28 protein-coding genes are annotated in these 24,499 nt (G+C 48.9%); 9 read left to right on the plus strand and 19 right to left on the minus strand.

Going from position 1 to position 24,499, the window contains the following annotated elements; translation table 11 throughout:
* Positions 1 to 1,560, minus strand: a complete 1,560-nt coding sequence (locus BJJ97_RS19810; RefSeq protein ID WP_095995055.1) for a GmrSD restriction endonuclease domain-containing protein — start codon at positions 1,558 to 1,560, stop codon at positions 1 to 3.
* Positions 1,561 to 2,588: 1,028 nt separating this feature from the next.
* Between BJJ97_RS19810 and BJJ97_RS19825 the strand changes: the two genes are divergently transcribed.
* The 4 genes from BJJ97_RS19825 to BJJ97_RS19840 all read left to right on the plus strand — a co-directional run bounded on the left by BJJ97_RS19825 (position 2,589) and on the right by BJJ97_RS19840 (position 5,388).
* Positions 2,589 to 3,041, plus strand: coding sequence for a GNAT family N-acetyltransferase (locus BJJ97_RS19825; protein WP_095995058.1), 453 nt, complete (start codon positions 2,589 to 2,591; stop codon positions 3,039 to 3,041).
* Positions 3,042 to 3,147: 106 nt separating this feature from the next.
* Positions 3,148 to 3,768: a hypothetical protein gene (locus BJJ97_RS19830; protein ID WP_095995059.1), complete on the plus strand. Its 621-nt coding sequence runs from the start codon at positions 3,148 to 3,150 to the stop codon at positions 3,766 to 3,768.
* A 22-nt stretch (positions 3,769 to 3,790) separates the two neighbouring features.
* Entirely contained in the window at positions 3,791 to 4,588 is a 798-nt protein-coding gene (locus tag BJJ97_RS19835; RefSeq protein WP_095995060.1) for a lysozyme inhibitor LprI family protein, read from the plus strand.
* Entirely contained in the window at positions 4,585 to 5,388 is an 804-nt protein-coding gene (locus tag BJJ97_RS19840) for a hypothetical protein (protein WP_095995061.1), read from the plus strand. The genes BJJ97_RS19835 and BJJ97_RS19840 overlap by 4 nt, the downstream gene beginning before the upstream one ends.
* A gap of 136 nt (positions 5,389 to 5,524) precedes the next feature.
* Here the strand turns inward: BJJ97_RS19840 and BJJ97_RS22425 are convergent, their stop codons facing one another.
* Positions 5,525 to 5,671: an AsnC family transcriptional regulator gene (locus BJJ97_RS22425; protein ID WP_227003606.1), complete on the minus strand. Its 147-nt coding sequence runs from the start codon at positions 5,669 to 5,671 to the stop codon at positions 5,525 to 5,527.
* A gap of 208 nt (positions 5,672 to 5,879) precedes the next feature.
* On the opposite strand from BJJ97_RS22425, the gene BJJ97_RS19850 reads away from it, so the two are divergent.
* Positions 5,880 to 6,812 (plus strand): hypothetical protein, encoded by a 933-nt coding sequence (locus BJJ97_RS19850; RefSeq protein ID WP_095700098.1) that lies wholly within the window; start codon positions 5,880 to 5,882, stop codon positions 6,810 to 6,812.
* A gap of 206 nt (positions 6,813 to 7,018) precedes the next feature.
* A complete protein-coding gene (locus BJJ97_RS19855) occupies positions 7,019 to 7,204 on the plus strand; it encodes a hypothetical protein (protein WP_095995062.1) in 186 nt (61 codons plus the stop codon).
* Between the two features lie 253 nt (positions 7,205 to 7,457).
* Here BJJ97_RS19855 and BJJ97_RS19860 read toward each other — a convergent pair whose 3' ends face one another.
* The 3 genes from BJJ97_RS19860 to BJJ97_RS19870 all read right to left on the minus strand — a co-directional run bounded on the left by BJJ97_RS19860 (position 7,458) and on the right by BJJ97_RS19870 (position 9,635).
* Positions 7,458 to 8,249: an NPP1 family protein gene (locus BJJ97_RS19860; RefSeq protein ID WP_095995063.1), complete on the minus strand. Its 792-nt coding sequence runs from the start codon at positions 8,247 to 8,249 to the stop codon at positions 7,458 to 7,460.
* A gap of 232 nt (positions 8,250 to 8,481) precedes the next feature.
* A complete protein-coding gene (locus BJJ97_RS19865) occupies positions 8,482 to 9,243 on the minus strand; it encodes a hypothetical protein (RefSeq protein WP_167385210.1) in 762 nt (253 codons plus the stop codon).
* Positions 9,244 to 9,368: 125 nt separating this feature from the next.
* Positions 9,369 to 9,635, minus strand: a complete 267-nt coding sequence (locus BJJ97_RS19870) for a hypothetical protein (RefSeq protein ID WP_095995065.1) — start codon at positions 9,633 to 9,635, stop codon at positions 9,369 to 9,371.
* 525 nt (positions 9,636 to 10,160) lie between these two features.
* Here BJJ97_RS19870 and BJJ97_RS19875 point away from each other — a divergent pair.
* A complete protein-coding gene (locus tag BJJ97_RS19875; RefSeq protein WP_095995066.1) occupies positions 10,161 to 10,700 on the plus strand; it encodes a hypothetical protein in 540 nt (179 codons plus the stop codon).
* Between the two features lie 104 nt (positions 10,701 to 10,804).
* Here the strand turns inward: BJJ97_RS19875 and BJJ97_RS19880 are convergent, their stop codons facing one another.
* The 6 genes from BJJ97_RS19880 to BJJ97_RS19905 form a co-directional block, all read right to left on the minus strand.
* Positions 10,805 to 11,377 carry an alpha/beta hydrolase gene (locus BJJ97_RS19880; RefSeq protein ID WP_095995067.1) on the minus strand — a complete coding sequence of 191 codons (573 nt, stop codon included), beginning with the start codon at positions 11,375 to 11,377 and terminating at the stop codon, positions 10,805 to 10,807.
* Between the two features lie 60 nt (positions 11,378 to 11,437).
* The gene (dbpA, locus tag BJJ97_RS19885) at positions 11,438 to 12,820 is read right to left on the minus strand and encodes an ATP-dependent RNA helicase DbpA (RefSeq protein ID WP_095995068.1); all 1,383 of its coding nucleotides are present in this window, start codon (positions 12,818 to 12,820) and stop codon (positions 11,438 to 11,440) included.
* A gap of 120 nt (positions 12,821 to 12,940) precedes the next feature.
* The gene (locus BJJ97_RS19890; RefSeq protein WP_095995069.1) at positions 12,941 to 13,675 is read right to left on the minus strand and encodes a molybdate ABC transporter substrate-binding protein; all 735 of its coding nucleotides are present in this window, start codon (positions 13,673 to 13,675) and stop codon (positions 12,941 to 12,943) included.
* Complete coding sequence (locus BJJ97_RS19895; protein ID WP_095995070.1) at positions 13,672 to 14,442, minus strand: ABC transporter ATP-binding protein; 771 nt, start codon at positions 14,440 to 14,442, stop codon at positions 13,672 to 13,674. The genes BJJ97_RS19890 and BJJ97_RS19895 overlap by 4 nt, the downstream gene beginning before the upstream one ends.
* Position 14,443: 1 nt before the next feature.
* Positions 14,444 to 15,481, minus strand: coding sequence for a FecCD family ABC transporter permease (locus tag BJJ97_RS19900; RefSeq protein ID WP_095995071.1), 1,038 nt, complete (start codon positions 15,479 to 15,481; stop codon positions 14,444 to 14,446).
* The gene (locus BJJ97_RS19905; RefSeq protein WP_095995072.1) at positions 15,478 to 16,542 is read right to left on the minus strand and encodes an ABC transporter substrate-binding protein; all 1,065 of its coding nucleotides are present in this window, start codon (positions 16,540 to 16,542) and stop codon (positions 15,478 to 15,480) included. The genes BJJ97_RS19900 and BJJ97_RS19905 overlap by 4 nt, the downstream gene beginning before the upstream one ends.
* Before the next feature lie 350 nt (positions 16,543 to 16,892).
* On the opposite strand from BJJ97_RS19905, the gene BJJ97_RS19910 reads away from it, so the two are divergent.
* On the plus strand, positions 16,893 to 17,918 hold the full coding sequence (locus tag BJJ97_RS19910; RefSeq protein WP_095995073.1) for an LLM class flavin-dependent oxidoreductase: 1,026 nt from the start codon (positions 16,893 to 16,895) through the stop codon (positions 17,916 to 17,918).
* A gap of 357 nt (positions 17,919 to 18,275) precedes the next feature.
* On the plus strand, positions 18,276 to 18,350 hold the full coding sequence (ypdK, locus tag BJJ97_RS21935; protein WP_099606229.1) for a membrane protein YpdK: 75 nt from the start codon (positions 18,276 to 18,278) through the stop codon (positions 18,348 to 18,350).
* Between the two features lie 145 nt (positions 18,351 to 18,495).
* On the opposite strand, the gene BJJ97_RS19915 is transcribed toward ypdK, so the two are convergent.
* From BJJ97_RS19915 to gspH, 8 genes are all read right to left on the minus strand, one after another.
* The gene (locus BJJ97_RS19915) at positions 18,496 to 19,341 is read right to left on the minus strand and encodes a prepilin peptidase (protein ID WP_095995074.1); all 846 of its coding nucleotides are present in this window, start codon (positions 19,339 to 19,341) and stop codon (positions 18,496 to 18,498) included.
* Between the two features lie 93 nt (positions 19,342 to 19,434).
* Entirely contained in the window at positions 19,435 to 20,181 is a 747-nt protein-coding gene (locus BJJ97_RS19920) for a type II secretion system protein N (RefSeq protein ID WP_095995075.1), read from the minus strand.
* The gene (gene gspM / locus BJJ97_RS19925) at positions 20,171 to 20,665 is read right to left on the minus strand and encodes a type II secretion system protein GspM (RefSeq protein ID WP_095995076.1); all 495 of its coding nucleotides are present in this window, start codon (positions 20,663 to 20,665) and stop codon (positions 20,171 to 20,173) included. The genes BJJ97_RS19920 and gspM overlap by 11 nt, the downstream gene beginning before the upstream one ends.
* Entirely contained in the window at positions 20,662 to 21,939 is a 1,278-nt protein-coding gene (gene gspL, locus BJJ97_RS19930; protein WP_095995077.1) for a type II secretion system protein GspL, read from the minus strand. Before gspL ends, gspM begins: the two co-directional genes overlap by 4 nt.
* Positions 21,936 to 22,922 carry a type II secretion system minor pseudopilin GspK gene (gene gspK / locus BJJ97_RS19935; RefSeq protein WP_095995078.1) on the minus strand — a complete coding sequence of 329 codons (987 nt, stop codon included), beginning with the start codon at positions 22,920 to 22,922 and terminating at the stop codon, positions 21,936 to 21,938. Before gspK ends, gspL begins: the two co-directional genes overlap by 4 nt.
* Positions 22,919 to 23,518: a type II secretion system minor pseudopilin GspJ gene (gene gspJ, locus BJJ97_RS19940; protein WP_223806356.1), complete on the minus strand. Its 600-nt coding sequence runs from the start codon at positions 23,516 to 23,518 to the stop codon at positions 22,919 to 22,921. The genes gspK and gspJ overlap by 4 nt, the downstream gene beginning before the upstream one ends.
* Before the next feature lie 50 nt (positions 23,519 to 23,568).
* Positions 23,569 to 23,934 carry a type II secretion system minor pseudopilin GspI gene (gene gspI / locus BJJ97_RS19945; protein WP_095995080.1) on the minus strand — a complete coding sequence of 122 codons (366 nt, stop codon included), beginning with the start codon at positions 23,932 to 23,934 and terminating at the stop codon, positions 23,569 to 23,571.
* Positions 23,931 to 24,497: a type II secretion system minor pseudopilin GspH gene (gspH, locus tag BJJ97_RS19950; RefSeq protein ID WP_095995081.1), complete on the minus strand. Its 567-nt coding sequence runs from the start codon at positions 24,495 to 24,497 to the stop codon at positions 23,931 to 23,933. Before gspH ends, gspI begins: the two co-directional genes overlap by 4 nt.
* Between the last annotated feature and the right edge of the window lie 2 nt (positions 24,498 to 24,499).

A 24,499-nucleotide genomic window follows, 5' to 3' on the forward strand; every position in this document is an offset into this window, starting at 1 on the left:
TTAATTTTTAATAGACATATTACAATATGGATGTGTTAATTGACAATTATTCACATCCCCTTTCCCACCATCTTGCGCTCTGACAATATGGTCATAAGATATAGATTTTTCTGGATCTAAATATCCATTACATATTGGACATTTAATAGCAGACCTCAACGCTGATATTATAAAAACTTGACTTTTGTTATCATCTGAAAAACTTTTGCTACTCGATTTTACATTTCCAGCGACAACCTTTCCCTGTAATCCCGACTCCTCAATAATTACACTTTCAGATAAATCTTCACCTTTACTTAACTTATCAATAAAAATAGAAAGAAGCTCTGAATATTTCTCAACACGTTTTCCACTTACATGCTTTTGCATAATGGTTGCAATTAGATCTTTATCACCAACTAATATATCTTCCAGTTCCTGTCTAACACTTGTGAACTTTTTAAAAAAACCACTATCATTGGCCGAAATTTTTTTCGCAATTAAAGAGACCGTCCCCAAAAACATTGGACTTGAATGCCTACCCGTCGGGCCATAGAAGTATACAGCAGGATGTAAACCTAGACTCCCATTGTCGTTACCTGTTATACGGTTAGCAAGCCTCGTGGCTTTTTGAAGATACTGAACTGTATCATTTCCCGTATCATCATCTATCTGCTCATTAATGGTTCTAGGGTTACCTTGGCTATTTTGGTTCGCTACAAGAATAAAATCAATTAATAATTGTAAGGCTATTCTAACCCCTCTAGAGCCACCTAATGGTAAATCCAAAGTTTTAACTGGCCTTTTTAGATCGGGATCAAACAAGGTTGAGTGAAGTTCTGATGCTGCCTTTTCTATTTTCACAGAATTTTCTGCACTGAATGAAGACCAATACTTGTGCCCTTTTCCTGCCCTTATAACAGCACGAGCAGCAATTGATGTGGGTTTTTTCCTATTTCTAAGTAAAAGTTCCTCAACATCATCTAATGCCGTTCCTTTCATGTTAATATTAAAAAATGAAGTTTCTGCCTTATCAACATCACCTTTTACCCACTGAATAGATAGTCCTCTAGTAAGTATAGTAGATATTTTTGCTCGTTCAGGATCAGAAATATCTTCATCATTTTTCTTTTTATTGAAATCAGCCCAACTCCCAACTTTATAATTAACAAGCTTTCTCGTTTTCTCTGCCGTAGCTTTCTGCTCCTTAGATATTTCCCCACCAAAATATTTTAATGATATTAATCCATCACCATAATCGTCCTCAACCCATGCTCTTAAAACACTTAATCGATGACCACCATCAATAACAAACAAAAATGAACTCGACTTCCAAAGGATTACTGATGGTATAAGATCGCCAGAGACAAAACTTTCAAGTAATGATGTAACTTGCTCAGGAGACCAATGATTTGTCTCTCTTTGAAAATCAGGCTTCCTTAAAATCGCAGTAAAATCGCCCAAATCTCGAACAGATATATTATGAATAGTATCGAATGTTGTATCCTCATCTGGTTTAGATGCAAAATCAGATCTTTTTATCATAGCATCCAAGTTCACAAGATTAGCTTTACTAGCCATTTCAGTATCCTTTTAGAGAAAATTTAATTTTTCCGATTTAATAGATATCGCTCTCAATTATTAAAATTGATAACTGTATGTAAAAATATCAATTCAAAGAATCACGAGAAAAACTTAGAGCATATCTATCACGCTATTTGTTATGCATTCTTCAATTATCATATGCAATGATATATCAACCACACTCTTACAATGCAACTACTACCCATACAAAATAAGCACCCACATGACAAAATCGGCGCTACACCGCACCCGCCTGCGGTTTTCGGATCATAAAAATTTTTCAGTTTTATTTTTCTACAAACTAACCCGCCAGCCCGCGCCGTATCTGGGTTTGTGCACTTCGATGCCAACTGAAATCATTGAAAAGAATTTCAGTTTTTCCACATTTTGTTGCTGCTGAAACCAGCAAAAACTACGCTATTTCTTTGACTTAAAACATGATGTAATTTTTCGTGCTACAAACGACAATATCGTACCAACATCTGCGTGTCTTTGTTGGTACAGCACCTAGCCAACAGGAAATAGTGGTGTGAGCAACAGCGGCAGGGAGTGAAGCAATCGGCAATATGCAGGCGTTTGAGGGTTTCCTGCATAAGAAAGGCACTTATCGTCGTCGGGTTGGGCCGGGAAAGTTATCGACGAGCCTAATTTTGAAGTCAGGGTGAACGTCGACAATTTTAATCTTAAAATCGGGAAAATTATCAACAATTTCCCATTCCCCTGCTCGGTTAGCGAACGCAGTAACTTCTTGTACTCTTAGGTGTTCGTGCGCGCTGACAATCTGCACTCTATAGTCTGGAAACGAATCAACAATTTGAATTCTGCCATAAACCTTAGACACATCGACGGCAAGGGAAAATGGCGAGAAAAGAACAGCACAACAGAGCAGCATTAAACCTAAATACCTCATACTTATTCCCTTGATTTATATATATTCCTGAAGATTATTTGATGATAACTATCTGATTTTGTCAATATAGAGGGGAATACTCACACAACGTTCATCTCACGATACAGAGGGTTATATGGAATGGCGCAATATCACGCTGCGTTTGGCTACGCCGCAAGACGAAGCGTTCCTATTTAAGCTTCGTCGCGCAACGATGGATGAGCATCTTCACAAGGCCGGCGTTATTGCTGATGATTCGGCGCACTGGCAGCGAATCAAATATCATTATAACGACGCTTATATTGTGCTGATGGGATCTGAACGTATTGGGTTATTCAAACGGCACAAAGGTGCCAACGAGTGGACCATTATACAGATCCAGATTTTGCCAACCTATCAGGGTCAAGGGATCGCGGCGTGGCTATTACACACATTCCTGCGGCAGGCAGATGAAGCCAACGTTCCCGTCACTCTGAGTGTTTTGAAAGGCAACAGGGCAATAACGCTCTACCAACGCGTAGGTTTTAAGGTCATTGATAGTGCTGATGGTGCAGTAAAGATGAAACGCAACAGAAAAGATCGTCTGTAGAACATCAACAACAATGTGAATGACAAAGAATATATACGCACAACCATGAATAACCTTATAATATCAAAAGGATTTATTCACTATTTGTAAGGAATGCGTGTTTATTATGAAACGGAGTTATATAAAAAGCGTCGTTTTACCTTTTCTTTTTCTCTCCAGCGCGGCACATGCGCAAGACTTCCCCACTTTTGTGACAGATTTCACCAAGGTGTTGCAAAAAAGTAAACTATCACAAAAAGACTATAACCAATTTATTGAACTCACTGATTCCTATTTTATTCCCGCTAGCTATGGTGTAAACATAGCGAAAAAAGATAAAATAAGTTATAAAAACAATGAAATAATGCCAAAACTGGAATCTGACGCCAGCTTTATCTTTAATGGTTCAAATGGAAAATCGGCCTTTATTTCATTTCTGCAAGAGATAAAAAACCTACCGCCGTCAGAAAAATATTTTGAAAAATCCTACACGGATGCAGGATCGGTCTTCGTCATGAATTACTATACGCTGTCATCAGGCACTATTAATATCCAGATGGACATCGTGTCTCCTCCTGGCCTCAAAGGAATTGTCATCAATATACTTAACGAAAGGGAATCTGAACTTAGACAAGAAGCAGGCGAAGGCGCTTATATTTACCAATTCAAAAAAATAAATGAGACCTATAAGATGGTCAGTGCCAACGCCTATTCATCTTCAGACAAACGAATCTGCATGTCCTGCTAACGTGATTTCAATGGAATTGAAAATGATAAAAATCATAATAAAAACTCTATTATTGATAATGCTTTTATCACACTATGTTAATGCAAATAATCTTGTATGTCGTAGCCCCCTCGTCATTCAATCGTTAATCAAAGAAGATCAAGAGAAAGCACAACCCATCAGCGACCGCGTGTCTTTAGAGACAATTAAAAAAATTGAATTTGAATACGACATCATTATCACAAAACTTAAAACAAAAAATAACCTAAGCTGCGTTGGCAAAGCCAAGATAAAAATCCCATCCGATGTGGCAAATTTTTTAAAGTACTATCCTATTCTGGAGAATGGAGATCCTAAAGCAAAAAGCATTTACCTTCTCAATATCCCTCCCCACAAAAAAAGCGATGAATACATCGCATTAGACCGTGTTTATTATAATGTTCATATTGCTGATAATCAGCAAGAAACCAATATTATGTATCCACACGATGAGTCAGTCTCACGCACACTTTATGGCTTGGCCTGGTTACAAGAAAATGCGGCAAGGCTGGAAGAACAATCACCACGTTTTAAATATATTAAAGCCATTGTCGAATTCAGAGAGGCTGATAGTGCGCTCAATATTTACTGGAGTAACCTGCCCGATTATATTAAAGGGCAACTGAAAGAGGATGCACGACAGTGGATAAAAAATAAAAATAAAAAATGTGGTGCAATAGAAACTATCGCGAATAACAACCGCTCAATGGAAGATCAGGCAAAAATTTATACCTGCCAACAGCAGATGACGAGGGAAAGGCTGGTGCAGCTTGGATTGACTGAAAACAAGGACAAGAAATGAAACAGCTCCTCTATGTTATGATTGGAACTATCCTTACTTGTACGTCAGCGTATGCAAAGGACGACTTTCAATGCAGCGATCCCAACGCGGTTGAAGCCGTTAAAAAAACGTTTGCTGACCGTGCAAAAGAAATGTTCTATAAGTCCCCTTCTCAGTCTGTTGATACTGTAAACGTGATTTACTCTAAAATATCAACTCAGCCACGCTGGGGAAAAGCATTCTCGTGTAGTTTGCGGGCTGAAATTCCCGTAAGTCAGGAAATCGTCGACATCATTCTTAATAAAGATGAATTTTTGTATACAAAAGATGAAATGGGTAAAATTAGCAATAACATTTTTACTAAAACAGGCGAAAAAATAGATAATAGACTCAGCGATAACAAGATCGTCATTCCGTCCTTTGCCTACGACCTCAGTATTCTTGAACATGAAAAGGAAATAAAAGTAGAAAAAAAATCCTATGATGCCCTATCCAAAGCAATTTATGCCGTAGCCTGGCTCAGTGAAAATGCCGAAAAAATCACAAAAACCGCACAAGAGAAAACGCTTGAAAGTGAAAAGGAACAATATCTTTTCTTTTTCACCGATGTATATGGAATATTGGAAGACGCGCCTAAAGACATAAAGAGTAAATTCCATGCTTCTCAAGCAACATGGGTTAAAGAAAGAAATAAAAAATGCGGCAATACCGAATCCTTAGAGACGAATAATCTTTCACTTAAAGAGCAGATTCATGCTTATCGCTGCCATAATGCAACGATGAGTGAACAAATATCCAGTTTAAATCCAGACGAAGGGTGATAGTCACACCGATATTGCTTCAGGCTATTGCCTGCTATCTTAGCAATGGCCTGAATATAAACCTCTCGCCCAGTTTACCCTACTTGGCCCAGCCAAATCGTCAGCGAATCAGCTATCACTCGGCTGTACAGGGCGCTCAAGATAGGTGGACAGCACAATTTTTCGTATCGCGCCGAAACCGCTTGACCCGTTCATGCGCGGCAGGAGCGGAAAGCGCGACCTTTTCCCCCAGTTCGGCATAGCTCAGCGTGGCATCATCAACCAGTTCCCTTAATAAAAAAATACCTCAATGGTATATCGGCGCTATGACCCCCAGGAAGAACAGCGGAAGCCCGCTCGTGGTTTATTTTAGGAAACGAACACCAAGATAATGCCAAGAAATAACTGCATGATAGAATAGCTAAACTGGCATCTAGGATCGTTCCAAAAGCCGATACCTCAACCGGTTGGTGCCAGTTGAAAAATAGGGAGGAGGGTAACGGGGAACACCTTTGTCAAAGTTGAACAATTTACGGAAATGGCTCAGTCTCGACGAGTCAGCGAAATACCTCGAAAGAAAAATTAATGAGCAAGTGGCCATAACAGATATTTTACGTTTTGCTCTGGATGGGCATCTGATTTTATCAGTGAACCTACAGTCACCTAAAATCGCTAAAAAGGTTGAAATAAAAAGAGTAAAAATGGCTGAAACAGCGACGAATGTGGAAGTGTATGTGCGTGAAAATTGGGGAGTGTATATCGGTGAATCATTCTCCCCAGATCGTGAAATAGACTTTGCTATCGCAACAAGCAATGAGATAACAAGCCTGAGTGGGGTCCAAGACACGCCACTGTTAGGTATTGAGCGCTTATTTGCTGAAGAACAATACTGTAAGAGCCTTGGACTCCCCAAGCCATCAAGAAAGCAAGACCTCATTCGAGGTGTAACCATCTCTGCTGGCCCATCGGGTCTTTACCAACTACAGCATTTTATCGACGTTGACGATGAGATTGAGGAGCTTAACCAAGCCGCGGAAGCCGCCGGGGATGCCAATCATCCCGCGTTCGATAGCATTATCGAAATATTCAAAAATCTCAGCACGATTAGCATGTGGGATGCTGATGCCCACATGAGGTATATACCCGTGCCATCCGTGCCAGATGATATCTATTTTGTTGCCCGAACGGCCAACCTGGATAAGTTAGTTGAGGTGCTCAATGCAACTCCAGTAACAAAAACACCAAAACAGTCAAAGAAAACTGAGAATGCTCAAGCCAAGTTTATTAAAAATCTACTCACTGTGATGTATGGCGCAGATGTCGCTGAACATCCAAGAAAACATATCGATGGAAAGATGGCACAAATTAGAACCGATCTGGAGGCAAAAAGCCTTTACTGTCCTAGCGGAGTCACCATCGAAAACTGGCTGTCTGACATAGAATAAATCGTAATATTGCATTTTCTCTTTGTAAGATTACCCCACCAGAGACCTAGCACTGTCAACATTCTCCTGTAGACCGCAACCCCCTACAGGAGATAGTAAATGACTCACCCCTCGATACCTCGTTCCCCTCAACTCACTGCCCCTATCGGGAGCGTCAGCGATATCCATACTGAAGTCCGTGAATCGCAGGAACAGGGGACAGGCAAGTGAAGGAAGGGATCGAAGTAAAGCTGACCATGCTCCGTGGAATTATTGACCTAATGACCAGTTGCGACGATTCAACCGAACTTGAAACCCTCCGCAATGTTGCCTTAACGGCGCTTGTGATCGTGGACGACATCAATGATGAATATTGCCGTGAACAGTTCGACGAGAAGCGAACACAAAGCTAAGAACGTCACAGTATAAACAATATTATTTCCTTGCCACATGACTGGAATAAAAAGACGCGTCTTATATTTTCCTGAACGAACTATGCATGCAGAATTCAATGATATAAATGGTAGTGTAATTAGGCTGGCATCATTCCAAGGACAGATCGCCCCTGATTATTATAAAAATCAATATTTCCATATATCGAAAATCTATCGACAGGAAATAAGAAAACAGAGAGAGGTATGTCTGACCATACCTCTCTTATGATGACTATTTCGACGCCGTTAGACTCGCCGCCGTAAATTCTGGATAACCAGCCGGTCGGCCATTATTCAGGTTAGTCAGGAAATTACTGTCTTTAAGCGGAATCGAAGCGGAACCATAATCAAATGCATTTAATTGATTACGCAGCGCTTCATTACTGATACCGTCACCCGACATCGCATACCAGCTGACAATATCCGGCGTGACAAAATTGCCGTAAGGATTTTCTGCCTGTTCATTCGTTTTGGCAAACCGGAAAGCGTGCGTTAAGGCACCGTCTTTGTGGTACACGAATTTTAGATGGCCGCCCTGCTTATCGATATTCGCTGCGGTTTCCGTCGTCAGTTTGCCGTGCGCACTGAAGCTGCCGTGTGTTACCGCGCCGTTTTTAGTCCAGATGGCAACATGCTCCCAGTCATGTCGATGACCCGTGTTCAAACCGCCCAACACCTGATCTTTTAAGAAATAGAGCGCATAGAAGCTACCGCAATAGCGAGAACCCGCGGAATCAACACAGGCGTATCGGTGCAATGTATTTGACGAGTCGAGAAAATTGCCCCATCGGCACCCGCCAGTCAGACTTCCTGTCGGCTTCAACCCCCCATTTTGTACCCCGCCTCGGCTAACCCCGGCACTGGGCAAACAGCCATCACTGTCGAAATCAAATACTGGCGCAATCGCAAGCGCATTAATGCCTGACGGTAGCGCTTGATCCAACTTAGAGAAATTATCCGCATGCGCAGAAAAAGCGACACATAATATGGATATCGCCATGATCGTTTTCTTTCCTGAAAGCATTTTCACTCCTTTAGCAGAAAATAGCCCTTTTATGGACTTGTACCCTTGCAGTTACAATGAAGATAAAACGTAATATTGATAAAAAAATGAAGGCGGGATTATTTTTAACAAGAAAGGAGTGGAAATAAAAATCATTTATTTCCAACAATGAACATCAATATATTTAGCCTGCAAAATAATGCAGAGGATTTATATATTAAAAATCGCTAACATTCCTGATCCGTTAGCATTTTTACTCACCGATCACACCATAACGCTGGCTTGCCGCATCAAAACGGTATTCCAGCAGAATATCGCCTCCGCCGTGGGAATAGCAGTTCAGCAGGATACTGCGATTATCTCCGCCATTTTCAATATTCATATAAACCGGAGTCATGAAAAAGCCAAACTGGCATTGTTGAAAATCAGGCTGGAGAAGCTGGTCGACATTGCCGCTCTTCTTGTTAATCGCCTTGACTCCCTCAACAACCATGCCCGTATCACTGTTTTGATACACGCCGACAAAACTGTGAGTCGCTGTTTGCCCCCAGAACGGAATATCGACCTGCCCTTCGACCTTGGCGGGCTGCTCGCTATCGTCAAAGGATGCCACGCGCCGTAGGCTAACATCATAACGCGTCTTTCCGTTTGACCACTCGCCGCGCAGTTCTTCCCCCATATCGGTCAATTTAAACGGGCAGTGCGTCATATCGATGCCGGACTTAACGCCCTGAACAATATATTTATCATAATCTTGCGGGGTATGGATTTCGCAGATTTCAAGCGACGTTTCCGAGAGCCGTCCATACAGAGGGATCGGCGCTCTGTATTTATCGTAAAAGTAGCTCCCAAGCAGATTCTTATCCTGGTCAATACTGTATTTCTGCAATGAAAAATGCACCGGATAAGGCCCAATGTGACCTTCGTAATTGCTCACGACATACCAGCCGGCTTGCGCTCCCCATGTTGCCGTAAATAGTCCACAGGCTATTAAGGTTGATACCGCTGCTCTCATACATTCACCTTGTCTACCCGTCATACTTCAAGCTGCTTATACGTTGGTTTGTCTGCAACTCGCGTTGTGTTTTTAGTGTGTCAATCATGAAGTCGAAGCGTTCAAAAACAGCTTAACGTATCAGGCTAATCATGGTGGCAGCAGGGGCAGATTTCTACCTCAGCCACCGTCATGGCTGTTGTGTCTTCGCAATCCCATTCGACACGTATGGCCTGCGCCTCTCGCCCTGAGTGGTGCAAATACTTCTCGACTGGGCTTTCTGTCATCCCGGTAATCACCTCGGTGGCGATGAGCTCATCACCAACAAAAACGCGAGCCGTTGCCTGTGAGGCTTCACGCGTTTCGTCGGATTGCCGATACAAATAGTTGACCGTCAGTTTAATACTGGGCATAGCACTTCTTAACAGAGGAAAAAACAAGAAAACCAGTGTATCGCGTTACCCCGCGCTTGTAGAGCACATATGGGGTAAGAGTTATCACTGCATCACGCTAATACCTTGATAGTTTTCTATTTTTTAAAAATGGAGAAGTTTGGTCACATAAGCTCGCACGATTGGTAATCAAAAAGTTAAATCTTATGCCTTTTGGATATTAATGAAGCAGAAAAAACAGCCGATACCTTTTACGATAGGGTGTTTTTAATGCAATTGCATTTTGCATAAATAGTGTTTGGCATAAATACTGTTTTACATTAACTGTGTTCTCACTGAACCATTTCGTTAATGTCATATTGTTGAATGATAGGAAATTATCCCCAGCAGACTGATCCCTCTTCCAAGGAAGATAATTATCCTGCTTGTGTTGATAGCCTGAATTTCAACGACTGTGGCATTAGTGCATGTGGTTTTAACACACTGAAGTAACTCACTGGTAAAAACCATTACCAGCATTAAATAGATATAAGAAGGAGTTATACTGTGGTGATTCCAGATATTCAACTCGTGAATGCGACTACCCCGGCAACCATGCCTCCGATTGGCGCAGCGGCTAACCCGACCGTGGTTGCAGCTATCAGCCCGGGGAATAAAACCGACACATCAGCAAACTCCGACTCACAAAATATGCCGGGCTCGAACGAGAGCACCAAAGTCACGCTGTCTTCCCAAAAGAAACGTGCGGCCGCAGAGAACGATACTCCCTCACCTGAACAGATTAAGGCACAGCAGAAAGCCACTGCCGAGTACTCGCTGGCGATGACGGGTATTCCCTTGTACAACGGCAAGCTCATTTCCGTGGTTAAGTACCCAGATGGTAATTCTGAAATGTTCGATGCCTTTACCGGACAGCGCATCACACAAGAAGATCTGGCACTCATGGGCGCACTTCATAGTTCCGGTGGCGAACAGGTATTACATTTTGAGAGCAAAACATCATATAGCAATTTGTCTGCTGCCGAAGTTTATCAGCAGATTCAGGAAATGCTGCATGGTTCAGGCGATCAGGAAGAGCTGGCTTAATAAAAAATAGATGCCAAGACAACTATATTCATTGCCCTGGCATTAAAGAAAAATATAACGTTATCTTAATAATGTAATATGACTACTTGATGGAAACTGGCCGATTAACGAGTCTCAATGAGCGTTTCTGAAAACTCAGCTAATCTTGTCAGACCATATTCCCAGGGACCAAATCCCGCTTCTGCATTAATGTGCCCCGCCTCACCGACATCAACCAGTTCGCTGTTCCACGCATGCGCCCAATATTGGGCGCGAGTGAAACTCATCAGCGGATCGTTATGACTGGCAAATGTCAGCGTCGGAACCGACAGAGGTGCAGCCTGAATGCGATCGTCAATCTCAAAGCGCATCGGCTCAGCAGGGGCGACCAGCATCACACCAGCAATTCCCTCCTGACCTTGCTGCACCACATGACAGGAAGCCAGTGCGCCAAAGCTATGGCCGATCAGAACCACGGGCTGTGTACAGACGCTAAGCTCACGACGGATCGCCAACACCCAGCGATCCAGATCGGCCTGATACCATTCCCGCTGGCGTATACGATGCCAGTGAGGGAAACGCCGTTCCCAATGGCTTTGCCAGTGTTCGTCATCGCTGTCGCGCAATCCCGGTACTAGCACCATCGTTAGCTGCTGGCTCACTTCCGTTAGCCGCCGATCGATTTCTATTGTCTGCATCCGCCCTTAACGCTCCTGTCAGTTACCCGTGCCCCTTCTGTCTGGTATATCAGCCACCGGTTACTTTAACAATCTGGCCTTGCAGCTTTTTCCTTTGATTTTGCCTTTCTGGAGCTGCTGCAACGCGCGCTTAGCACTGGCTTTACGGATAGCGACATAAGCATGCATCGGGAACATATCAATTTTCCCTACTTCCGCTGCCGTTAATCCTGCATCGCCGGTTAACGCCCCGAGGATATCGCCGGGACGGATTTTGGCTTTTCTGCCACCATCAATGCACAGCGTCATCATCTCAGGTTCAAGCGCAACCTCGCCACTGCGACTAACTTCATCCGCCGGTGTCCATTTAATGCGCATACCGAGGTAGTCTTCAATCAGATTAGCGCGGTTCATTTCCTGTGGTGTACACAGGCTCACCGCCAGACCTTTCGTACCCGCGCGGCCCGTTCTGCCAATGCGGTGAACGTGAACTTCAGGGTCGAAAGCCAGCTCAAAATTTACCACCAGCTCCAACTCTTTGATATCGAGGCCACGAGCCGCAACATCGGTTGCCACCAGCACACGGCAGCTGCGGTTAGCAAAACGCACCAGAACCTGATCGCGATCGCGCTGTTCCAGATCGCCATGCAGCGCGGATACGCTAATCCCGCGCATGTCCAGCGCGTCAAATACGCTCTGGCAATCACGCTTCGTATTACAGAACACCACGCAGGACGCAGGCTGATAATGGCCCAAAATGGCAATCAACAGCGGCAGACGCTGATCTTTCGTTGTCTCATAGAAACGTTGTTCAATAGCCGATTCTTCCACACCATCTGCAATCTCGAAACGTTGCGGCTGACGCTGAACGCGTGCGCTGATCTGTTCGATCTCTTCTGGGTACGTAGCGGAAAATAACAGGGTTTGACGATCGGACGGCGTGTAGGAAATCACATCATCAATGGCATCAGTGAAGCCCATATCCAGCATGCGATCCGCTTCATCCAGTACCAGCACTTTCAGGCTATCCAGAGACAGCGACTGCTTGCGTAAATGGTCCTGAATACGTCCCGGCGTCCCGACAACAATATGCGGAGCGTGAACCAGCGAATCGAGCTGCTGGCCCATCGGCTGACCGCCGCACAGTGTCAGAATCTTAATGTTTTGTGCAAAACGAGCCAGACGACGCAGCTCTTTGCTGACCTGATCGGCCAGCTCACGCGTCGGGCACAGCACCAGCGCCTGCGTGGTAAAGTCGCTCACGACAATACGATCCAGCAACCCAATGCCGAATGCCGCCGTTTTACCGCTACCGGTTTTCGCCTTGGCCCGCACGTCTGCGCCGCTCAGAACGGCTGGCAGCGTCACCGCCTGGACGGGCGTCATGTCGGTATAGCCCAGTTCATTAAGATTGGATAACTGCTCTGCGGGCAGCGCGAGGGAAGAAAAAGAGGTTGTACTCACAGTGATTACTCTACCAAGGACGAGATAACGAAAGGTGACGCCGCGCTAAAAAGCGGCGCAGATATGCCGCAATCATAGCAGAGTTCGTCATCATTGACCGATTTACCTCCCGTTCTGCGACTAAAACAGTGAGGCAAATCCTTTGTTCACCAGAAAGCCTTGTCCTTCAGGAGATAAAAGATAGTTCGCCAGCAGCCGCGCCTCACGTCGTGCAGGTTTCATAACAGCCAGCATGTACTCGGCATCAATACGATAGGGATCGGGTAAATGAACCACATGCAGATCCGGTTGATTGAGCAATAACGGCAGATAGCTCGCATAGCCAATGTGCATATCGCTCTGCCCAGTCCGAATCAGGTAACTTCCCGCCGTCATGCCAGCCGGAATGGCATGGTCGAGCCCGCCGCCCACCAGCGGTTTCGCTTTGTCGCGCAACTGATTTCCCCAGCCTCGATGCAGACGTTCGATGCGATCAAAAAGCTCAAACGCATAATCCCCTCCGGGATCGCTGCCAGGCGTCGAAGTTGAAAGCACAAAACGTGGGTCAAGGAGCGCCATCAGCCAGGATTGCGTGGTGAGTTCCGGCACGTTACGCATCACAATACAAAGGTGGTTGCGCGTAAACACGCTGGTTTCTTCCGCCAGCCCCAGCGCTTTCAAGCGTAAAGGATGCGCACAGTTTGCCGAGGCGAAAATATCTACCGCGTCACCGTGCATCACTTTTTCACTCAGTAGCCCAGCAGGGCCAAAAGTCTGTATCACGTCCACCGCATAACGTTCGCTGAACGTTGCCAACAGCGGAGCAAATGCAAGGCGCAGGCTGCCCGCTGCATACAGGCGAAGGGGATCGGTCATGGTGACTCCGTCATGGTCAATATCGGTATCAGCGCATAATACGGCTGTGGCGCGATGTCCACGCAAACCTGCCGCATCGGAATACCATACAGCTGCGACAGGTTATCCTCCGTCACAACCTCATCACAGCGGCCATAAAGATAGTGTTGATTGCCCATCAGCAGCAGCGCCCGATCGGCAATGGCCAGCGCGTGCGAGGGATCGTGTGTGGTTAGCAGGATGCTCAGGCGCTGCGTTTTAGCCAGATGCGTCAATAACCGCAGCACCTGCGCCTGATTTTGCACATCAAGCGCCGCCGTCGGTTCGTCCAGAATCAGCGTCTGACACTCCGAGGCTAACGCTCGCGCGATTAAGACAAGCTGCCGCTGCCCGCCGGACAACGCGCTAAACTCACAATCGGCAAGGGATGCGATTCCCAGCATCCCCAGCGCATTCTGCGCCACGGTGATGTCATGCGCAGAAGGCATGGCAAATAGCCGAACACGTGCCGCACGCCCCATTAGCACCATATCCAGAACGCTATAAGAAAACGGCGGTGTGAATATCTGCGGCACAAAGCCAATGTGTCCATCACGCTGGATCGTCCCGGAAAGCGGCGATAAATGCCCCATCAACGTATTCAGCAGCGTCGTTTTTCCTCTGCCATTCGCGCCCAGAATCGCCGTAATTTCCCCTTCCCGACAGCACAAATTCAGCGGTGAAAAAAAGCCCTGCCCCTGTTGATAGCCGTACACCAGCTCTTCTGTCGATAACCTGATGGTCAGCATGCTAGCGTCCTCTCTCCTGTCGCTGTGTTTTATACAGCAGCACGGCAAAAAGTGGCGCGCCAAGTAGCGCCGTCAGAATGCCCAACGGGATTTCCGCTTCACTGAGATTGCGCGCCAGATCGTCCACCAGCACCATGAATCCGCCACCCAGCCACAGTGACACCGGCAGCAGGCGACGATGATCGGCCCCAACCAGCATGCGTGCGACATGGGGAATCACCAGCCCAATCCAGCCAATACTCCCGCTGACCGCCACCTGAGCGGCGACTATCGCGGCACACAAGCTCAAAATCAGCCAGCGCAAGGGCTGTACGGCGACACCTAGCGCACGCGCGTCCTGCTCGCCCATCGACAACACGTTGATGTGCCAACGCAGCCGCAGCAGTAGTCCGCCCGCAAGGGCTAATGGCACCGCCATGGTCATCAGCGAGTTCCAGTGTGCAGTGGCAAAGCTGCCTAACAGCCAGAAAACGATACTCGGCAACTTCTCTTCGGTATCCGCCAGATATTGCATCAGGCTGACCAACGCCCCGAAAAAGCCGCTGAGGATGACGCCGGCCAGGATCAGGATCAGCACGTTCTGCCTGCCGAATGCGGCGGCCATTATGAAAATCAGCAAGAGCGCCAGCATGCCGAACGTAAACGCAGACAGCAGCAAAAGCAGCGGCGTCCAGCTTAATAGAATCGCCAGCGTGCCGCCGAAAGCCGCGCCGGCAGACACGCCGATGATATGCGGATCGACCAGCGGGTTACGGAAAACGCCTTGCAGCGTGGCCCCGCTCAGCGCCAGCGCCGCGCCTGCACACCAGGCTAATAACACGCGGGGTAAGCGCACGCTCCACACCACTTGCCGTTCAATATCGCCAAGCAGCGGTTTTTTTCCAAACAGCAGATCGTTGCCAGACAGCGGTTCGGCAAGTATCTGGACGATGCGCCACGGGGATAAGCTAAAACGCCCTATCCCCAGTGAGCACACGGCGATCAACAGCGTGACCACCACCACCGTGAGCAGCGTGATCCGGTAGGTGCGATAACTCATTGTGCCGCGGAGGCGTCCGCACGGTAGTCCATACGGTAAAAGCGTTGGTAATACGCATCAGCCGCTTTTTGCATATCAATATCAGCAAAGCGCTCAGGGTACAGCTTTTTCGCCATCCACAGTTCGCCAATCGCTAACGCTTCCGGCATCGGGTAACCCCAGGCTTTGGCGTATTCCGGCATCAGATACACGCGATGCTGTTTCACCGCTTCAATCGCCTGCCAGGCCGGATCGTTGACGATCTGCTTCACCACATCTGGGTAACGATCCTGTACGAAAATTACCTCTGGATTCCAGGCCAGCACATTTTCAATCGACACCTGTTTGAAGCCTTTTATCGATGCCGCCGCCACATTCAGCGCCCCTGCATGCGACATCATCAGGCCGGTATATTTCCCTGAGCCGTAGGTTGTCAGGTCTGGGTTAGCCATGTACACGCGGATTCGTTTCTCTTCTGGAATAGACTCCAGACGCGCACTCACGTTTTGCCGCTGCGTAAACGTATAGTCGATCAGTGCTTCCGCCTGTTTCTGACGCTCAACGACGTCACCAATCAGCCGAATCCCAGCCTTAAGCCCTTCGTTATACGCCGTGTTTTCGTCACCCATCGTAGGATTGATTTTGTCGGCTTCTCCCGGCTGATCCTGACGCAGCGAGATCGCCACGACCGGAATACCCGTTCGCTCAATCTGCGCAATCATTTCCGGCGGCGCATAGTTAGCGACAAAAACCACCTGCGGTGACAGCTTCAGCAGGCTTTCAATATTGACCTGAGTGAGATCGCCCGGCATTGGCAAATCCGCCAAACGCGGAGCCAGCCGCAAGTAATGCTCACCCAGCTGTTTCTTCCAACTGGACAGCACACCCACTACGCTCTCTTGTGCATCCAACTGCACCAGAAGATTTAAGGTTTGATGCTGCAACACCACCACGCGATTAACGTGGTCGGGAATCGTGACATTGCGCCCGAGTTGGTCGGTCACCTGACGCGCCGCCCAGGCGTTAGAAAACACCAAAAACAGCCCGGCAACCCACAGCGTGTAGCCAAATTTCTTTATCATGTTGGTATCCTGATTTTCGCTATATATAAAATGATACAGCGATAGCGACAAAGAAAATACTGATCTCGCTCATAATAATATTTGGATACCAACTTGGAGGTAGAGAAGTCCGAGTGACGCTCTATCCCAAATAACAACAGGATTATTTACCCACGCAAATCAGAAAGTGCCCGTTCAATAGACTATTAATTCTGCGAACGATTAGTCAGATAAACTGAATTATTACGTTAAAAAAATGATATTTATTCTCACTATTAATCGCGTAGAGTGCTTCTATTACTGATCTATAGAACCTTGCTGTGCAGGACGAATATGCTAAATATTTGTCTGAATATAAGGATAAATACCCTATGAAGAAGATTGGCTTTTTATCATTCGGCCACTGGGCCCCGTCGCCGCAGTCTGGTACCCGTTCCGCCGCTGATGCACTACTGCAATCTATCGATCTTGCCGTTGCCGCTGAAGAGTTGGGTGCTGACGGCGCCTATTTTCGGGTGCACCACTTTGCCCGCCAGTTGGGTTCACCTTTCCCACTGTTGTCCGCGATTGGGGCGAAAACCAAAAGCATTGAGATTGGCACCGGTGTCATCGACATGCGTTACGAAAACCCGCTGTACATGGCTGAAAACGCCAGCGCCGCCGATCTGATCGCCGGCGGACGCTTGCAGCTCGGCATCAGCCGTGGCTCGCCAGAACAGGTGATCGATGGCTGGCGCTATTTTGGCTATCAGCCGACAGAAGGGGAATCAGAAGCGGACATGGCACGGCGTCATACCGAGGTGCTGTTGGATGTGTTGCGTGGCGAGGGGTTTGCAAAGCCGAATCCACAGCCTATGTTCCCGAATCCGCCGGGCCTTTTGCGTCTGGAACCTTATTCTGATGGGTTACGCGAACGAATCTGGTGGGGTGCCGGATCGAATGCCACGGCAGTATGGGCAGCGAAGCTGGGCATGAATCTACAAAGCTCCACGTTAAAGGATGATGAAACGGGCGAACCTTTTCATATCCAGCAGGCACAGCAAATTCGTGCCTATCGAGCCGCCTGGGCTGAAGCTGGGCATACGCGCACGCCACGCGTCTCCGTCAGCCGTAGTATTTTTGCATTGATGGATCACCGCGATCGCGCCTATTTCGGCGGAAGCAGTAACGATAGCGACAAGGTGGGTTTTCTGGATGAAAACACACGCGCGATTTTCGGCCGCAGCTATGCCGCCGAGCCGGACGCACTCATCCAACAGTTAAAACAGGATGAAGCGATTGCCGAAGCGGATACGCTATTACTCACGGTGCCGAACCAACTGGGCGTGGATTACAATGCGCATGTGATCGAATCAATCCTGAAACATGTCGCACCCGCGATGGGGTGGCGAGCGTAGTCCAGCAGACTAACGCATTCAAGCCTATCCAATAGGTGCCAAACCAACGATAACACCATCAAAAATCGGGAAGATTGAGGAGCTATTTTCACTCGAATTCTCCCGGTTTTCCCAGTCCCTGAAACGGTTCAACGCTTTTTAATGCTATTTTGAAAATATAGTTTCTGGACCTCTTGAATTCCCCCCCTCACTCGGCGTAGATTTAGCGCCGATCCCGTCATAACTGGTGTGACTCTGGTGATGACAACGGGAAAGATTACCCTTCGGTGACATCACCGGCAGCGTAATTATTTCCTTCCATAATAAAACGCACAATCGGGATCGTTGCTGGCGTGGTTTCTGCTGGAGAATAAATCGGTGAAGTATTTTTTTATGGGTATCTCATTCTGTTTAGTCGTTTGGGTGAGTACCTTTATGCTGATGGTAGAATAACCTGTCATTTGCCCGGCAAAGATTTATTCATTGAAGGGCACACACAGATAAAGATAAAAAAGGCTGATGGTATTTATACCCTCAGCCTATTTTTATGCCTGCCGATCGGCATTCAGCCGATGACTCGTATTGCCTTTGTTATTCTCTACAGATTGAATCCGTTCATTATCACGCTGAACACGCCGCCCATTGCCAGCCAGGGGCCAAAGGCCAGCGGTTTAGCCGTATCCTCTTTACGCAACCCACGCCAGACAAGAGTAACGACCAACCCGCTCAACGCTGCCACCAAAACCAGATTCGGCAATGCCTGCCAACCCAGCCAGGCACCCAACGCAGCCAGCAACTTAAAATCACCGTACCCCAGCGCCTCTTTGCCCGTTGCGTATTTGAATACCCAATAAAGTAGCCATAGAGATAAATAACCAGCCATCGCGCCGACTACGGCATCATTCAATGAGACAAAGGTCTCCGATAGATTAAACAGCAGTCCCATCCACAGAAGCGACAGCGTAAGCACATCCGGCAGCAGCAGCGTTTTGATATCAATAACGGTCAGCACCAGCAGGAAAGACAGCAGAATCAATGCCCCCCACAACGCCATACCGGGCAACCAGAGCAAACCCGCCGTCAGAAAAGCCAGCATAGTGATGACTTCCACTAACGGATATTGCACAGACACCGATTGATGACAGCAGCGGGAGCGGCCTCGCAACCACAGCCAACTGAATAGCGGGATGTTATCTTTCACTGCAATAGCCTGCTGGCAGTGCGGGCAAGACGAAGGCGGCCAACACAGGTTGTAGCGCGTATCAGGATCGGAATCGGCCATGCCCGCTTCAAGCTCGATGTCCTGCCGCCAGCGACGCTCCAGCATAATCGGCAAGCGGTAAATCACCACGTTCAGAAAACTACCAACAATCAACCCCAACACGCCCAGCGCCCCAAACCACCACGCCGGAAACAGCTGTGCGAATTCCCTTAAATCGTCCACGTTAGTCCCTGATTGTTGATAAAGAAACGGTATGAATGAGCAGTTTATTTCTGCGCACGACGGCACAAAAATAACAACGCTTACCTCTATTAATTACAGCAAGCGCCCTTGAAAATTCAGCGTTCTGGCACCCTGCTCGTCGGCTTTACCGGTGGTTGCCAGCAGTTTTTTCATCGTCGCGGGTAAGTCATTTCCGCTGCTCAGCCGCCCCGTAAAACGGTATTCGCCTTTCGGGGTGACGCTGCCTTTGCCAGACAATTGCAGATGTGAGGAGGTCTGCCGCAAGTTCGCTTCTAGCGCGCCTTGCTGGCAGCGTAACGTGGCCTGAGGTGTCGCAAGCACCAGACCACCCAGCGGCGTTTTCACTCGCGCCCCCGGCCAGGTTATGTTGGCGTCCAGCGACTGGCAGCCTGAACGGTCTACCGTCGCCTCTTGTAGATTGAGCTGCACGTTTCCCTCTGCGCCGATGGGCACGATAAAACGCAGATGGCTGAATAAATAGCCCGCGGGCACAGAAAGCTGCCATTGATAAAACTGCGGCTGCTGCCAGCCGCGAATGATCCCGCGGCCTGCAATGCCTTCTGGGTTTTTAAACGCAATTTCCAGCGCGGGCATAAAACCCGAGAAGGTGAGGTTCCAGTGCACATCGTCCAGCGTTAACGTGCGCCAGCTAAACCGTTGTAGATTCCCCTGCCACAGCGTTCCGGCAGCCTCTGCAACCACCATTCCGGCTGGCAGCGGCACGGCGGTGAGCAAACGGGCAGGCGCATAGCTCGCCAGGAACAGCCCATAGGCCAGAACCAGAGCGATACCTACGCCGATGCCGGACTTAAGCTTCATCCGCCCGTTCCAGCATCAGTCTGGTGACGTCCACCATTCCGGGGCTTTGCTCGACGCCATTCACGTCCAGCGATATCACTTTTACGCCATTTTTCTGTTCCAGTTCGCCAAGCCAACGCAGCAGACTATTAAAGTCACTCTGCCCCAGCGTCACCGATGCCTGACTGCCCTGCGGCTGCAAACGTACGACGTTTAGTCCGTAACGCTTGGTGCTTTGTGAAATCAAAATCGGCAGACTGACGTCGCGCTGACTATTGTCCTCCTGCGCCTGATTTCCCTGCGGAATCAATGAAGCCTGTTTCTGCATCCAGCTGACGGTCTGCTGCTCGCGGGAAATCGTGCGCTCCCACAGATCTTCCCGCTCCTGCCACGGCTGGAGAATAGCGTAATACACCAGACAGAGCAGAAGCACCGCCGCGCACACGACCATAAGCTGACGCTCACGCGGGCTCATCGCCTGCCAGCGTTGCCGTAATTCATTCATTGCTGGCTCCTTAATGTTAAGCGGCCTTCAACCCGATCGTTTTCCTGCCGCATCTCTCCCGCCTGTACCTGATAATAAGCGGCAGCCTGCTGCTGAAACTGCTCGAGTTCCTGATATGACGTGCCCTGCAACGCCAGTCGGAATTCACCCGCAGCGCCGTCGTAAGACAGCGACTGAATTTTGATCGCACTATTCTGTGTCATGAGCTGCTGTAAGGGGTTTAATTGATCCAGCAGCGCTTTCCCTGCGCCTCCGGTTGCCGTACGTTGCAGGTGCTGCTGCATCTGCGCGCGCGGGTTAACGACATTCGTCTCGGAAGGGAAAATCTGCCGATAGGTGCGCACGCTTTCCTGTCGCCAATGTTCAGACTGTTGATAAAGCTGGTAGTGCGCCCAGCCAGCATCTGCCGCAACCAGCAGGAGGTAACAGGCAAACGCGATCCCGACGCCGCGCCACGGCAGCAGGGTGTTTTGCCAGGCTTTCTCCGGCGCATAGTCTCCTTGTCGCAGATCGACCGAGGCAGGTAAGTGTGCCGTTGCCGCCAGCGTGAAGAGATCCGTTTCCGGCTGCGCCTTCCACTCGCCCTCTTCCTGCCATTCGTACTGCGACAGCTCACCACCGACTGATGCCGCGCTGTAGCTGTATATCGCAGGCAACGGCATAGCGGCTTTCAGCAGATCACCGCACCAGGAGGACTCCGCCGCCATGGCATGGCCCGTCGGCTGGCGAAACAGCCACATGTCATCATGCTGCAACGCGCTCCAGCCATCCTGATGTTTCGGCAATACGCGGGCGTCAGGCAATAACGTATCGACGCTGAGGCCCAGCGCATCACACTGTGCCAGCCAACGCTGCATCCGGTTTTTTTCCACCACGGCAACCGTGCCGTCATCGCCATGAATTTCCAGCACAGCAAAATGCAGCTTTTCAATTTCCGTCGCCAGCTGGTCTTCCAGCATAAACGGCACGACTTGCGTCAGCTGACGCCGGGCCTGTCGGGGCAACGTCAGGGTATAAAACGTTACGTCAGTGGCCGGAACCAGAACGCGGGTAAACGTCACGGACGGATAGGCTGCCAGCGCCTGACGAACCTGCTCTATGCTACCGCGCCCCTGACTCAGTAAACTTTCCCCATTGGATGAGCGCACCTGCCATTCGATCTCTCCCAGCTCCTCTACCGGAAGACGAACAATGAGGCACGGATGCCGAGCGATCGTTCCTCGATTTAATGGGGTTTTTGCGGCTTTTCGCTTCCATTTTCCCGCTATTTTCATGGATTCACCGTCCTATATCCTCCATATTGCCGCTGCACGACCTCTATCTTTTGTCCACTCAGATGAAGCAAGCTACGTTGATGGAAATCACTGTCGCCGACACGCACCTGGAGTTTTACAAAGAACCATTCACTTTTTACTGCCAGCACTCGCTGCGCAGTATTTTTACTATTCGGGGGCAATAGCCCAGTTTGTTGCAGAACTTCAATACTTGCCCACCCCATACGTGGCCGCTGCTGCACTAGCGCTTTTGCCTGCGACATCGTCATTTCGTTCAGGAACACGGCGGATAACAGCGGGGCATCAAATTCGGTTAGCGTGTTGATATTAATGGACATCGCATCCACCGGCAGCGCACAGACATAGGGCAATAGCCGACGATAGAGATCGCTGTCGATGCCATACACTGAGCGTAATTCGCTAATTTCACTCATTCTCTGATTCGCAGTACGATAAGGCACTGGCAGTGTGGCATAAACGTCGTCTTCCGCGCCGTTCGCCGACGGATAGTTATCTGCATCAATCCAGTCACGCACCGCCGCGGTAATTTTTTCTGCACGATCTGTTTCCTCGCCCAGATTTTTCAATAGCAAACGGAAAACCTGCGCCGGATAAGGCGTCTTCACCAGCGTGCTTTCGTTATCCACGCCTTGATTGATCGCATTCACATTAAAGCAGGTACGCGCATCGCTAATCTGGCCAGTGATTTCGCCACCGTCCACGGGAAAACGGTGCCCCGGCTGCGACCAGTTCTGTCCGGCAAACGTGCGCCCCGGCATACTCCGCGCATCTCGCTGTAATATCTGCCCGCTTAGCGTTTCCGCCCCTAATGCGTACCATTTCGCCTGCTGACGGCTCAAATGACTTTCGGTACGCAAAAACGCTTTGCCTGTGCGTTCCGTAATCACTGCGGCAATTGTCACCATTAATGCCAGGATCAGGAGCACCACCAGCAGCGCCGCGCCGCGCTGACGCGGCCTCATTTAACCGGTCCGGTGGTAATCAAAAATATACGCGACATCTCGCCGTAATCCCTTAAGGTCAGCACCACTTCAATCCCTTGTGGCAATTGCGTACTGTTGTCCCAGCGATCGCGCCAGGTTTTATTGCTGAAAAAGCGCAGGCGGAAACCATCAACCTGTGTGAGAAGCGGTTTTACGCCGGGATCGAGCCCTTCAATCGGGTCAGGCGTCACATGCGTTAACCGTTCCAGCGTGTGTTCCCGCAGCCGATAGGCCACAGGCTGAAGTTCAGAGCGCGGCAGAATACCAAACGGGTTCTGCCAGCCATTGCGCATAAAGCTGACGCCCCAGTCATCACTTTTTAACTGATCGCGACCGGCGTAAAACATCGAGGTACTTCCTCTGCTGCCGCGTGCGATCATCTGGGAGAAATCGTTGTCCATTTGTGAAAATGCGCGCTGTATTTCGGCCAGACGCTCAGCTTTACGCTGCGAAATTTCATCATTACGCATCACGCCGTTCAGCACCTGAAACGCACTGAGGCTCAGCGCCGCAAAAATAGCGATCGCCAGAATCATTTCCAGCAGCGTAAACCCCTGCTGGCGCTTCTGTCGCACGGGCTCTCGCCCCCTTCTTACTTGGCTACACATCCTTGTTTTACTAAACATTATTGCTTCACCACATAGGTGCGCAGGGAAGCATCGGCGGCAAAGGCGTCTTTATTACGTCGCACTTCCACATCCAGTGCTTTGGTCTGAGGGTCGCCAGTCTCTACGCCCTGCCAGCGCCAATGCCAGCGCAGGCCAGCGAACTGCGTTTCGCCTCTCACCCACGACGCTTCCGGCCAGCGCTGTTCCAGCCGCAGTTGAACCTGCTGGTTTTCCGCCACCCAGCCTGCAAACGTCTTCTCTTCCAGCCGACTCAGGCTGCTTGCTTGTCTGACTGTCGTCTGCAAAACGGCAATGCCTGCCAACGCAAAAACACTCAGCGCGACCAGCACCTCCACCAGCGTCATCCCTTTCTGTCGTTTCATCGTTTCTTACCCTGACTCATCGACGTCACAAATCGCCCGGTGTTATCCACCTGGAGCCAATTCGAGAGCGCTTTGTCTTTAGACTTAACGAGCAGACGGAAAGGCGTGATTTCGCCACCGGGCAAAATCAGGATATCGGGGTCGTCACCACTCTGCGTTTTATCCACTTTTTTCCCATCGGCTTGCAGTAACTCAAGCCGTAATGCCTCGGGCAACGACGCCGATGCGCTCACCCGATGTGGTTGCCACGGCTGCCACTTGTAGCCCTGCCAGCGATCGCCGCTTGGGATCGGCATCCCTTCCGATGCAGCGGGTCGCTGGAGTTGATAAAACTGCCAGCGATCGGGATGGATACGAACACCCAGCATGTATTCATTAATCTGACTGCTTTCAGCGGCAAATTCTAACTGCGCCTGAAAACGAGCCAGCTGCCAGGCGCTGTCATCCTGGCGCTCGGGAGGAAACGCCATGACAACCATGCTAGCCGCGATGCCCGCCAGTAACACGACTAGCATCATTTCCAGCAGAGTGAATCCCTGCTGCTTCCTCGTTGACCGCTTCATTG

Origin of the sequence: Pectobacterium polaris (assembly GCF_002307355.1) — a bacterium.
GTDB classification, from domain to species: Bacteria; Pseudomonadota; Gammaproteobacteria; order Enterobacterales; family Enterobacteriaceae; genus Pectobacterium; species Pectobacterium polare.